The organism is Nocardiopsis sp. TSRI0078 (assembly GCF_001905145.1).
GTDB lineage: Bacteria > Actinomycetota > Actinomycetes > Streptosporangiales > Streptosporangiaceae > Nocardiopsis.
This window is the reverse complement of the sequence record NZ_LWLB01000033.1, coordinates 338,096-350,466: the sequence shown is the minus strand read 5'-3', so window position 1 is coordinate 350,466 and position 12,371 is coordinate 338,096. Positions and strand designations below refer to the sequence as shown.

Sequence of the window (12,371 nt, the reverse complement as noted above, 5' to 3'; positions counted from 1 at the left end):
CGGTTCAGTCCTCCGGGAGGGCCACCGGCGCGAGTTCGTCGAACAGGTCGCCCGGGCCCGGGTTGCCCGGGTCGGTCCCGCCGCCGAAGTGGTGGACCACGCCCCACACGGCGTTCAGCGCGGTCTGCACGGCGCCCTCGGCCCAGCCCGCCGTCCAGGACACGTCGTCGCCGGCCAGGAACAGGCCGCGGTGGCGCTCCTCCAGGTCGTCCTGGCGGAAGTGGGTGAACAGGCGGCGCTGGTAGCGGTAGTGGCCCGGCAGGTTGGCCTTGAACGCGCCCATGAAGTAGGGCTCGTCCTCCCACGACACCGTCACCGGGTCGCCGGTGATGTGCGAGCGCACGTCCACGCCCGGGTAGATCTTGGCCAGCGACGAGAGCATGACCTCCAGGCGCTCGTTGGCCGACAGCGGCAGCCACTTGAGCGAGTCGTCGCACCAGGTGTAGGACATGCAGATCGCCGCCGGGCCCTCCGGATCGGAGCCCTCCAGCAGGTAGGTGCCCCGCGTCATGCGGTCGGTGAGCGTCATGCTCATGACGTCGCGGCCGGTCTCGGGGTCCTTGTCCCGCCAGAACGCGCGGTCCACCGGCACGAACAGCTTCGAGGACTCCATGTAGTGGGTGCGCTCGATCGCCGTCCAGTGGTCGATGGGCAGCAGGTCCTCGTCGCAGTCGATCTTGGACAGCATCATCCAGCTCTGCGCGGTGAACACGGCCGCCGCGTAGGTGCGGGTGGACCCCGACGCGTCGGTGACCGTGATGTTCCCGGCCGGGGAGCCCTTGGCCGCGGTGCGGCGCAGGGCGGTGACGGCCGGCCGCGGGCCGCCCTCGTGCAGGGAGGCCAGGGTGGTGCCCTGGGCCCAGTGCACGAGCTTGTCCGGGGCGTCCTCCCACAGGCGCAGCGGCAGCTGCTCCACACCGCCGACGATGCCCATGTGGTCGTCGTCTGCGCCGGTGTAGGTGACGCGCAGGATCTCCAGGATGGAGTTGGGGAAGTCGGTGTCCCAGCCGCCGGTGCCAAAGCCCACCTGGCCGAAGATCTCGCGGTGGCGGAAGGAGGCGAAGGCCGGGGACTCGCACAGGAAGCCGTAGAAGGTCTGGTTGTCGAGCCGGGTGACCAGCTCGTTCCAGATCTCCTTCTGGGTGGCCACGTCGCGCTCGCGGATGGCCTTCTGCATGCGGGTGTGCTGGGCCTGCTCCAGGGTGGCGTCCCAGGCGCGCGCCACCTCGCGGTAGACCTCGGGCAGGTCGTCGAGGGTCGTGGCGTAGTGGGACCTCCCCTTGAGGTCGACCACGGTGCTGGGGGTGGCCGGGGAGAGCGGGTTGGGGAAGGGCGTCGTCTCCAGGCCCACCCGGTCCGCGTAGTGCCAGAAGGCGGTGGAGGAGGGCGGGAAGCGCATGGCGCCCATCTCGGCGACCACGTCGTCGGGGCAGCCCTCCAGCTTCTCCGTGCGCAGCCGCCCGCCGATGCGGTCGGCCTCGTAGACGACCGGCTTGAGGCCCATCTTCATGAGCTCGTAGGCGGTGACGATCCCCGACAGCCCGCCGCCGATGACGGCGACCTCGGTGCCGTGGCGCTCGGCCGGGACCTGCCCGAGTCCGGCGGGGTGCTCCAGGTAGGCGTCGTAGGCGAACGGGAAGTCCGGCCCGCACATGTTCAGCGGTGTGCTCTGCGTGGATGCGGCACCGGCGGCCGTGGGCACGGCAGACGTCATCAGGCCCCTCCTTCACATGGGTGTCGTCCGGCGGAGTGCCGGTCGGTTGCGTGCGAGTGGTGTTCGTGGTGTGGTGCGTGGGGTGTCCCGGGCTGCCCCGGGGCACGGTCAGGCGGTGAGCGTCCGGTACAGGCCCGGACGGCGGTCGTCCAGGTAGGACTGCTCCCGGCGGACACGGGCGACCGCGTCCGGGTCGACGTCGCCGACCAGGAGCTCCTCTCCGGATCCGGCGCGCAGCGTCTCGGAGCCGTCGGGGGCGAGCAGGACGCTCCGGCCCGCGTAGCGCAGGTCGCCCTCGCTGTCGCAGCGGTTGACGTAGGCCAGGTGGAGCTGGTTCTCCAGGGCGCGCACGGGCACGATCCGGTCGGGGACCTCGGTGAAGGGCAGCATGAGCGCGGTGGGGACCACGAGGAGCTCGGTGCCGGCCAGGGCGTGGGCGCGCACCGCCTCGGGGAACTCGACGTCGTAGCAGACCAGCAGGCCGACGCGGACTCCGCCGAGGTCGGCCTGGACGACCGGGTCGGCGCCCGCGGCGAAGGCGCCGCGGTCCAGGTCCCCGAACAGGTGGGTCTTGCGGTAGGTCGCCAGGCGGGTGCCGGTCGCGTCCACGAGCTGGACGGAGTTGTACACGGCGCCGTCTGCCCGCTCGGGGAAGCCGTGGACGATGGCGACGCCGGAGTCGGCGGCGACGGCGGCGACGGCCTCGCTGAGGGGGCCGTCAGCGGGCTCGGCGAGTCCGGCCAGGGCCCTCGGGCCGAGGTTGTAGCCGGTCAGCGACATCTCGGGGCCGACGAGCAGGCGGGCTCCCGCGTCGGCGGCGGCCTTGGCACGGACGGCGAGCCGGTCGAGGGCGTCGGCGGGGTCGCCGCTGTGTCCGGTGCCCTGGTCCAGGGCCACGCGCAGGGGTCCGCGTGTCACGCCTCACCTCCTGTTTCTTCCGTCGCTTCGGGGCCGCGTCCACTCTAGGCGGGCGAAGGCGTCGGAACAGTGCGCCGAACCTGTGTGATCCCGCGTCTTTTCGCCGATCCGAGGGGTTTTCTTGCGTGATACCGCGGATCCGTGCCGACATCGGTGCGCCCGGAGCCTCGGGGTAACGCACGAGGGGCCGGGGGAGATTCCCCGGCCCCTCGTCGGATGCGCGTACCCGTCAGGAACGGGTCTCGGCGACCGGCTCGACGGCCGGTTCGGTCTCCAGCGCGGAGCGGCGCATGCTGTAGCCGAAGTAGATGGCCACACCCACGGCCAGCCAGACCAGGAAGGCGACCCACACGCTCAGCGACATGCTGAACATCAGGTAGGCGCAGGCGAGCACGCCCAGGACCGGGGTGACCGGGGAACCGGGCACGCGGAAGGCGCGCGGCAGGTCCGGACGTGTACGGCGCAGCACCAGGACGGCCACGTTGACCAGGGCGAACGCGAAGAGCGTGCCGATGGCGGTGGCGTCGGCGAGCGGGCCGAGCGGGACCAGGGCGGCGAGCACCGCGATGAGCAGGGAGGTGATGAGGGTGTTCGTGCGCGGGGTGCCCTTGGCGTCCAGCGTGGAGAAGGCCTTGGGGATGAGCCCGTCGCGCGACATCGCGTAGAGGATGCGGGTCTGGCTGTAGAGCACGACCAGGACCACGCTGGCCAGGGCCAGGACCGCGCCGGCGGCGAAGATGACCGCCCACACGGGGGTGCCGGTGACCTTGGTCAGGATGCCCGCCAGCGAGGTCTCGCCGTCGACGAAGCCGGTCCAGTCGAGCGCGCCGACCGCCGCGAAGGCGACCAGGCAGTAGATCGCCGTCACCAGGATCATCGAGAACATGATCGCGCGGGGCAGGTCGCGCTGCGGGTTCCTGGCCTCCTCGCTCGCCGTGGAGACCGAGTCGAAGCCGATGTAGGAGAAGAACAGCGTGGCGCCCGCGGCGCTGACACCGGCCATGCCCATCGGCATGAACGGGGCGAAGTTGCCGTCCTGGACGGCGGTGATCGCGATGGCCACGAACATGACCAGGATGACGACCTTGATCGCGACCATGACGGCGTTGACGCGGCTGCTCTCGCGGACTCCGACGAGCAGGGCGAACATGGACAGCAGGACCACGACGGCGGCGGGCAGGTTGATCAGGCCGCCCTCCATCGGACCGGCGAGCACGGCGTCCGGCATGGACAGGCCGGTGGTGAGATGGAGGAGCTCGTTGATGTACTCGCCCCAGCCGACGCCGACGGCGGCGACCGACACCCCGTAGGTGAGCATGAGGCACCAGCCGCACACCCAGGCCATGAACTCGCCGATGGTGGCGTAGCTGTAGGAGTAGGCCGACCCGGAGGCGGGGATCATCCCGGCCATCTCGGCGTAGGCGAGCGCGGAGAACAGCGCGGTGATCCCGGCGAGCACGAACGACAGGATGACGGCGGGTCCGGCGACGGGCACGGCCTCGCCCAGCACGACGAAGATTCCGGTGCCGAGAGTGGCGCCGATGCCGATCATGGACAGCTGCCAGAAGCCCATGTGCCGCTGGAGGCCGGTGCCCTCACTGTCCTGTGTCTCGGCGACGAGCTTCTCGATCGGCTTACGCCGGGTGAGGCGCTCCCCCAGCGCGGGCACACCGCCCGGGCTGTCGGGCCCGCGGGTACCCGCCGGGCTCTTCTGGTCCACCACGTTGACTACTCCTCGTTCCTGTACACGGGCACACCGGTTCCCCGGGAGAAGGGACGGTGGGGGGCGGGACGGGTCGCCCGTACCTGCGACGACCCGAAAAATGCCCTCAGCAACGGTAGCCGCGTTATCTGCGTAACATGACCCACATTCGTTGCGTCTGTCGGGAATAAACAGCGCGATCGTGCGTTCCCGCGCAACATAACGCACGCTTCTGTGAGTGACGCCACATGAAATCACCCTGCGTGACGGCCACCACTTCGGACAGCGAACACACTGGTCACAGGTTCGAAAGCACGAGGCAGGGGGTCGGGACGCGCCTTCGGTCGACGCGCCCCGACCCCCTGGCCGAGGGTCCCGTCCGGCTGGACTCAGCCGATGCGCTGGGTCATCTGCGGCTCGGTCTCCTGACCGTGGGTGAACGCCTCACGGGCCACGCGCTCGACCGCCCTGCCCAGGGCCCCGAACACCTCGTCGGTGACGGGGTTCCTGCCGACGGGGCCGCCCAGCAGCGGCTCGGTGAGCGTGGTGGCGGCCTTGGCCCCCAGGTCGAACCCGGTGGACGGGATGTCCACCATGTCGGCGTACTCGTCGGTCAGGGCCACGCGCATGAAGACGGGCACCGCGTCCTTCAGTCCGGGGACGTCCCTGGCCACCTCGCGCTGGTACAGCTCGACGCACTCGCGGGTGAGGACCACCCCGGCCTCGCTGCGCGCCCACTCCGTCCGACGGCCCTCGTGCCACAGGTCGGTCGCCTCGCGCCGGGACCCGACCTGGGGGATGCAGTCGTCGGGCACGCCCAGGAAGTGCGCGATGACCATCCAGACGTGGAAGAACCCGTCGGCCTCCCGGGGGTCGGGCCTGCGGCCCAGGTTCTCCATGCCCTCCAGAACCTGTACGGAGAAGACCAGGGCGGCCCCGGCGGTGTGGAGCTGGGACACCGGCATGCCCATCTCCTCGTAGTCCCACCGGCCGGAGCGGCGGTGCAGCTCGCGGATGGCCGCGTGGACCAGGCGGACCTTCTGGCAGGTGGGCACGAGCTTGGAGTGCTCGGTGAAGGCGTCGCGGTCGCCCATGCCCGTGAACAGGCGGGTGGACTGGGACAGGCGCCGGTGGGGATTGTCGGCCAGCTGGTGCGTGGAGTGCAGGGTGAAGGCTCCGACCGGGGACAGGTAGGTGCCCACCAGGCCCACGGTGGCCTGCATGGCCGACGCCTCCAGGTGGTGGTGCCGGAAGAAGTCGGAGGCCTGGCCGATGAGCGCGGAGTCCATCCAGCCGGGGAAGGCGCGTGTGGAGTCCATGGACTCGCGCAGGGCGGCGGGGGCCTGCCGGGGGACGGGGGTGTCCGCGGTGCTGATCTGGCGGAAGAGCTGGTTGACGGCGTTGGCCTGGCCCTCGTCCAGCAGTTCCCGGACCACCGCGTCGGCCTGCGGGTCTCCGAGGTCCTTGAGGTCACGGTGGAAGTCGGCGTAGGTCATGGTCATGTCGGCCTCCTCACGGCGCGGAAGGGGGCGGGGCGCACCGGACCAGACGATCGCTCCCGACTCTCGTCCGGTTACCGTGCGCACCCACGGCCGGTGATTTCCGCGCCCACCACGGCAAACGCCCGGAGCGCACCTGGCGTACCAGCTTTCGGTCCGGGAGCGCGGGGAGACCGCGGCCCCGCCGGGCCCTCCTCCGGGGCCGCACACGCGAACGGCCGCGCCGGACCACAGGGGTCGGCGCGGCCGTGGAGGGGTCAGCCGGCCACGGAGACGGTGGGCTCGCCGGCCTCGGCCCCGGCCTCGCCCATCTCCTCCGCGATACGCATGGCCTCCTCGATGAGGGTCTCCACGATCTGGGACTCGGGCACGGTCTTGATGACCTCGCCCTTGACGAAGATCTGGCCCTTGCCGTTGCCGGAGGCCACACCCAGGTCGGCGTCGCGCGCCTCGCCCGGACCGTTCACGACGCAGCCCATGACGGCCACGCGCAGCGGCACCTCCATGCCCTCCAGGCCCGCGGTGACCTCCTCGGCGAGCGTGTACACGTCCACCTGGGCACGGCCGCAGCTCGGGCAGGAGACGATCTCCAGGCCGCGCTCACGCAGGCCCAGCGACTCCAGGATCTGGTTGCCGACCTTGACCTCCTCGGCTGGAGGCGCGGACAGGGACACGCGGATGGTGTCGCCGATGCCCTCCGAGAGCAGCGCGCCGAAGGCCACCGAGGACTTGATGGTGCCCTGGAAGGCCGGTCCGGCCTCGGTCACGCCCAGGTGCAGCGGGTAGTCGCACGACTCGGCCAGCAGCCGGTAGGCGTTGACCATGACCACGGGGTCGTTGTGCTTGACCGAGATCTTGATGTCGCGGAAGCCGTGCTCCTCGAACAGGGAGCACTCCCACAGCGCCGACTCGACCAGGGCCTCCGGGGTGGCCCTGCCGTACTTCTCCAGCAGGCGCTTGTCCAGCGAACCGGCGTTGACGCCGATGCGGATCGGCGTACCGGCCTCACCGGCCGCCTTGGCGATCTCGGCGACCTTGTCGTCGAACTTCTTGATGTTGCCCGGGTTGACGCGCACGGCCGCGCAGCCGGCGTCGATGGCCGCGAACACGTACTTGGGCTGGAAGTGGATGTCGGCGATCACCGGGATCTGCGACTTCCTGGCGATGATCGGCAGGGCTTCGGCGTCGTCGTTGGTGGGCACGGCCACGCGGACGATCTGGCAGCCCGCGGCGGTCAGCTCCGCGATCTGCTGGAGGGTCGCGTTGATGTCGGAGGTACGGGTGGTCGTCATCGACTGCACGGACACCGGGGCGTCCCCGCCGACGGGGACGTTTCCGACCATGATCTGCCGCGTCTTGCGCCGGGTCGCCAGCGGGCGCGGCGGTGTGGCGGGGATACCGAGATCGACGGTCACGCTTGATTCACCTCGTCTACCGCCGGGGAGAGGGCGGCACTTGATTCGTCCGTTTCGGGAATGGGTGTCCGGCACAGAGCGCGGAAGACGCGTCCGGGGGCCACCGTGCGCGGCGGCCTCGGCGACACCGTCGTTCCCGGATCGCGATCCCCAGGTTACCCGCCTTCCGAGGGGTGCCTCGCCTTCGGAGAACGCGTCCGGGACCAGCGTGAACGCCCGGTGTCACCGGGGTGTCCGGCGGCGGTCGCGCGACGGCCGCCCGCGGCCCGGTGTGCGCGGACACCGGGCAGCGGGTCAGCCGAAGAGCCTGACCGGGTTGAACAGGTCGGCCACCAGCAGGACCACGCTGAACACCAGGAAACAGGCCACGACGACGTAGGCCACCGGTGTCAGCATCGCCACGTCCACCGGCGCCGGCTCCGGGCGGCGAAGCAGCCTGGCCCACCCGCGCTTGATCCACTCCCAGAGGGCACCGGCCATGTGCCCGCCGTCCAGCGGCAGGATCGGCAGCATGTTGAAGGCGAACAGGAAGAGGTTCACCCCGGCCAGGATCTGGATCATGATCGCGGCGGTGTCCGCCACCGGAAGGCCCTGGGCCATGATCTCGCCGCCGATGCGGGAGATGCCGACGATGCCCACCGGGGAGTCCTGGGTGCGCTCCTCGCCGAGGAAGGCGGCGGCGAACACGTCGGGGACCTTGCCGGGCAGGGAGACCAGCGCGTCGAAGACGCCGGCCATCATGCCGCCCATCTCGGCGGCGGACTCCCCGAGGGTGAGCGGGGCGCGCTCGGTGGCGAAGACGATGCCGAGGAAGCCCACGGTCTCGGTCTCGTAGACCCGGTAGCCGTCCTCGTCGTAGAGGTAGTCGCCGTCGGCGTCGGTCTCGTAGACGATCTCGCCCTCGGCGTCGCGGGCCGGAAGCTCGTTCTCCACGATGTCGACGTCCAGCGGCAGGCGTTCGCCGTCGCGCTCGACCACGATCTCGGTACTGCCCAGGGCCTCGCGGATCTGCTGGTTGGCGGCGCTCCAGTCCGGGGTGGGCTCGCCGTCGACCGAGACGATGACGTCGCCCGGCCGGATCCCCGCCTCGGCGGCCGGGGTGGGCGGCGCGTCCTCGCAGCTGGTGACGGCGCTGCCGGCGGGCACCACGCACTCGCTGACCTGGGCGATCCGCGTGGTGCTCTGGGGCACGCCGATGCCCATGAACAGCACGCCGAGCAGGATCGCCGCCAGGACGACGTTCATGCCGGGGCCGGCGAACATCACGATGAGCCGCTTCCAGGGCGCCCGCTGGTAGAACTGCCGGTCCTGGTCCTGCGGGGAGAGTTCGACGTAGGAGGCCTCGCGGGCGTCCTCGGCCATGGCCCGCCAGCGGGAGAGCTTGCGGGAGCCCCCGGCGGCCTGCCGTGCGGGCGGGAGCATGCCGACCATGCGCACGAATCCGCCCAGAGGAACGGCCTTGATGCCGTACTCGGTCTCACCCCTGCGGACGGACCACAGGGTCCTGCCGAAGCCCACCATGAACTCCGTGCACTTGATCCCGAACATCTTGGCCGTGGACATGTGCCCCAGCTCGTGCCAGGCGATCGAGAACAGCAGGCCGAAGACGAACAGGACGATCCCGACCACGGTCATCAGAGCGACCATGCATCTCTCCTCAAGGCGGTGTCAGGCCCGGCGTGCGAGCAGCTCGCGCGCACGCGAGCGGGCCCAGGTGTCAGCGGCGTACACGTCGTCCAGGCTCAGTTCCCCGCGGTGGTGGGACGCTCTCCCGGGACGGTCTGTTCGCTGGTGCTCCGAGACTACCTGGGAGACGGTGTCCATGATCGCCGTGAACGCGAGGTTTCCCCGGAGGAAGGCGTCGACCGCCTCCTCGTTGGCCGCGTTGTAGACCGCGGGCGCCGTCCCGCCCGCCGCGCCGACCTCACAGGCCAGGCGGACGGCGGGGAAGGCCTCGTGGTCCAGGGGTTCGAAGGTCCAGGTCTGGGCGCGTGTCCAGTCCATGCCGGGCGCGGCGTCGGGCACCCTGTCGGGAGCGCCGAGGCCGTAGGCGATGGGGATCATCATGCTGGGCGGGCTGGCCTTGGCGATGGTGGAGCCGTCCACGTACTCGACCATGGAGTGGACGATCGACTGCGGGTGGACGACCACGTCGATCCGGTCGAAGGGCACGTCGAACAGCAGGTTCGCCTCGATGACCTCCAGCCCCTTGTTGACCAGGGTGGCGGAGTTGACGGTGATGACGGGCCCCATGCTCCAGGTGGGGTGGTTGAGGGCGTCGGCCGGGGTGACGGAGGCCAGCTCGTCCCGGCCCCTGCCGCGGAAGGGGCCGCCGCTGGCGGTGACGACGAGGCGGCGCACCTCGTCGCGGCGGGCGTACACGTGTCCCTGGGCGGGGCTGGCGAGTTCGCCCTCGGGCAGGTGGGGGAAGCACTGGGCGATGGCGAAGTGCTCGGAGTCGACGGGGACGATCTGGCCCGGCCGGGCCAGGCCGCGCACGAGCGGCCCGCCGATGATGAGGGACTCCTTGTTGGCCAGGGCGAGGGTGCTCCCGGCGCGCAGCGCGGCGAGGGTGGACTCCAGCCCCAGGGCTCCGGTGATGCCGTTGAGGACGACGTCGCACTCGCTTCCGGCGAGTTCGGCGACCCCCTCGGGGCCGGCCAGGACGGCGGCGCGGCTTCCGTGTTCGGCCAGGGAGCGCGAGAGCTCGGCGGCGCGGTCGGCGTCGGCGACCGCGACCAGCGAGGCGTCGAGTTCGGCGGCCTGCTTGGCGAGCAGGTCCGCGCGCCCGCCGCCCGCCGCCAGACCCGCCACGCGGAAGCGGTGGGGATTGCGCTGGACGATGTCGACGGCCTGGGTTCCGATCGAGCCGGTGGAGCCGAGGATCACTACTGTTCGCTGCTGTTCTTCTCGCACGGCTCCATTGTTCCGCACCCGGGGAACCGCGCCGGAGCGGACCGCCCCAGGGGCCGCGGGGCGGGTGCCCGCCCCTGCCGGGGCGCAGACGGGGGGAGGGGCCCGGCCCCGCCGTGGAAGCCGCGGCGGGCGGCCGCACCGACCTTCGCACAGGCGGAGGAGCCCACCCGGGGCCCCGTCCTCCCCTCCCGGCGGGAGAAGTCGGACCCCGGTTGTCACCGGGTCTTTACAACCGGTGTCCGTTGGCCTAACTTAACCGGTGAGTAAGTTACCTCACAGTCAAGAAGCCCCCTCCCCCGATCCGCCGGCCCCACCAAACACCGGCCCCTCCCGATGGCGAGACGGCGCGACGACCCATCGGTTCCCCTCCCCCGCCAGCCCCGAGGTCCCCCGCCATGCGTCATGCCACAACCCCCGCTCCCCCGGGATCCGGCCCCGCCTCCGCATCAGGCGGGCCCGGATCCGGATCCCGCGCCCTCACGCGCCTCCTCCCCCACACGCTGTCCTGCGTCCTCGCGGCCGTGGTCGCCGCCGCGACGCTCTCCCCCGCCCCGGCGGCCGCCGCCGTCGGCGCCACCATCAGCTACGAGACCATCACCGGCCATGACGGCACCGAGCTGAGGGCCAAGGTCATCACCCCCACCGGCGTGGAGGGCCCGCACCCGCTGCTGGTCATGCCCTCGGCGTGGGGCACGCCCCACCTGCTCTACGTCGGCGCCGCCGCCAAGCTGGCCCACGAGTCCGGCTACCAGGTCGTGGCCTACACCTCGCGCGGCTTCTGGGACTCCGGCGGCGGGATCGGGGTCGCCGGCCCCGAGGACCGCGCCGACGCCGGCGCCGTCATCGACTGGGCCCTGGAGAACACCGAGGCCGACCCCGAGCGCATCGGCATGGCCGGGATCTCTTACGGCGGCGGCATCAGCCTGTTGACCGCCGCCGAGGACGACCGGGTCCGGGCCGTGGCGTCGCTGAGCGGCTGGGCCGACCTGGCCGCCTCGCTGTACCCCCACGAGACCGTCGACATGCAGTCGGCGGAGCTGCTCCTGGCGGCGGGCAACCTGACGGGCAGGCCCGGCGAGGAGCTGCGGGAGGTCGAGCGCGAGTACCGGCGCGGCAACATCCAACCCGCCCTGGACATCGCCCCCGACCGCTCGGCGGCCGCCAAGGTCGACGCCATCAACGCCAACGGCACGGCCGTGATGATGGCCCACGCCTGGAACGACGGCATCTTCCCCGTCGGCCACATCACCGACTTCTACGAGGAGCTGGATGTCCCCAAGCGGCTGATGCTCTCCCCCGGCGACCACGCCACACAGGAGCTGTTCGGCGCCGCCGGGCTGCCCAACGAGGTCTGGGAGGCCCTGGGCGACTGGTTCGACCACCACCTCCGGGGCCGGCACAGCGAGACGGACACCGCCGGCCCCGTGCACGTCAGGCCCAACAACGGGCGCGGGGGCTGGACCTCGCACGCCGACTGGCCGTCGGTGACCGGCGGCACCGAGCGGTACTACCTGGCCAGGCCGAGCACCGACTGGTTTCGCTGGCGGAGCAGCGGCGCCATGGAGTCCGAGCCCTCCACCGGCTGGAGCTACGGCTTCCGCACCGGGATCGGCACCTCCGCCGAGAGCGGCACGGTCATGCTGTCCGGGGCGCTCCAGCAGTTCTTCGACGTTCCGACCGGGGTGCTGCTGCCGACGGTGGACCGCTACAGGGCGGCCGTGTGGACCGGCCCCGCCTACCCCGAGGGGGCGCGTGTGGCGGGCACGCCGGAGGTATCGTTCACGCTCACCCCGACCGCGAGGGACCAGTCGGTGTACGTCTACCTGTACGCGGTCGACGGCAACGGGACGGGATCCCTCCTCTCGCACGTCCCCCACACCCTGCGGGACGCCGTCCCCGGCGAGCCGGTCACGGTGGACACCGAACTGGCCCCGGTGGTGTGGGACGTGCCCGCGGGGCACCGCCTGGCCGTGGTGGTGGACAGCCGGGACGGCCGCTACCGAAGCGAGAGCGACCTCGGCGACCGGGTGCGCGTGTCCTCCCCCGAGGACGCGCCCGCCCAGATCACGGTGCCGCTCGCCTGACCGGTGCCCGGGACGCGCGCCAACTCCCGCGGCGCCCGTCCCGGACACCTTCGGGCCGTCTCCGGCGGGACCCCTGCGCCGGAGGCGGCCACTTTCCCCCCAGGTCCACGACACAAACGTGAA

8 protein-coding genes are annotated in these 12,371 nt (G+C 71.6%); 1 reads left to right on the top strand and 7 read right to left on the bottom strand.

What is annotated here, in order from left to right; genetic code table 11:
- Window positions 1-4: 4 nt before the first annotated feature.
- The 7 genes from A6A08_RS20735 to dxr form a co-directional block, all read right to left on the bottom strand.
- Window positions 5-1,714 (bottom strand): NAD(P)/FAD-dependent oxidoreductase, encoded by a 1,710-nt coding sequence (locus A6A08_RS20735; protein ID WP_073704286.1) that lies wholly within the window; start codon window positions 1,712-1,714, stop codon window positions 5-7.
- A 108-nt stretch (window positions 1,715-1,822) separates the two neighbouring features.
- The gene (locus A6A08_RS20730; protein WP_073704285.1) at window positions 1,823-2,632 is read right to left on the bottom strand and encodes a carbon-nitrogen hydrolase family protein; all 810 of its coding nucleotides are present in this window, start codon (window positions 2,630-2,632) and stop codon (window positions 1,823-1,825) included.
- A gap of 229 nt (window positions 2,633-2,861) precedes the next feature.
- Complete coding sequence (locus tag A6A08_RS20725) at window positions 2,862-4,355, bottom strand: amino acid permease (protein ID WP_073704284.1); 1,494 nt, start codon at window positions 4,353-4,355, stop codon at window positions 2,862-2,864.
- A 368-nt stretch (window positions 4,356-4,723) separates the two neighbouring features.
- Window positions 4,724-5,836, bottom strand: a complete 1,113-nt coding sequence (locus A6A08_RS20720) for an oxygenase MpaB family protein (protein WP_083609203.1) — start codon at window positions 5,834-5,836, stop codon at window positions 4,724-4,726.
- 254 nt (window positions 5,837-6,090) lie between these two features.
- A complete protein-coding gene (ispG, locus tag A6A08_RS20715; RefSeq protein WP_073704283.1) occupies window positions 6,091-7,248 on the bottom strand; it encodes a flavodoxin-dependent (E)-4-hydroxy-3-methylbut-2-enyl-diphosphate synthase in 1,158 nt (385 codons plus the stop codon).
- A gap of 294 nt (window positions 7,249-7,542) precedes the next feature.
- Window positions 7,543-8,895 carry an RIP metalloprotease gene (locus tag A6A08_RS20710; protein ID WP_073704282.1) on the bottom strand — a complete coding sequence of 451 codons (1,353 nt, stop codon included), beginning with the start codon at window positions 8,893-8,895 and terminating at the stop codon, window positions 7,543-7,545.
- A gap of 21 nt (window positions 8,896-8,916) precedes the next feature.
- On the bottom strand, window positions 8,917-10,137 hold the full coding sequence (gene dxr / locus A6A08_RS20705; RefSeq protein WP_242422778.1) for a 1-deoxy-D-xylulose-5-phosphate reductoisomerase: 1,221 nt from the start codon (window positions 10,135-10,137) through the stop codon (window positions 8,917-8,919).
- Window positions 10,138-10,559: 422 nt separating this feature from the next.
- Between dxr and A6A08_RS20700 the strand changes: the two genes are divergently transcribed.
- Entirely contained in the window at window positions 10,560-12,248 is a 1,689-nt protein-coding gene (locus A6A08_RS20700) for a CocE/NonD family hydrolase (RefSeq protein WP_073704280.1), read from the top strand.
- Window positions 12,249-12,371 lie beyond the last annotated feature (123 nt).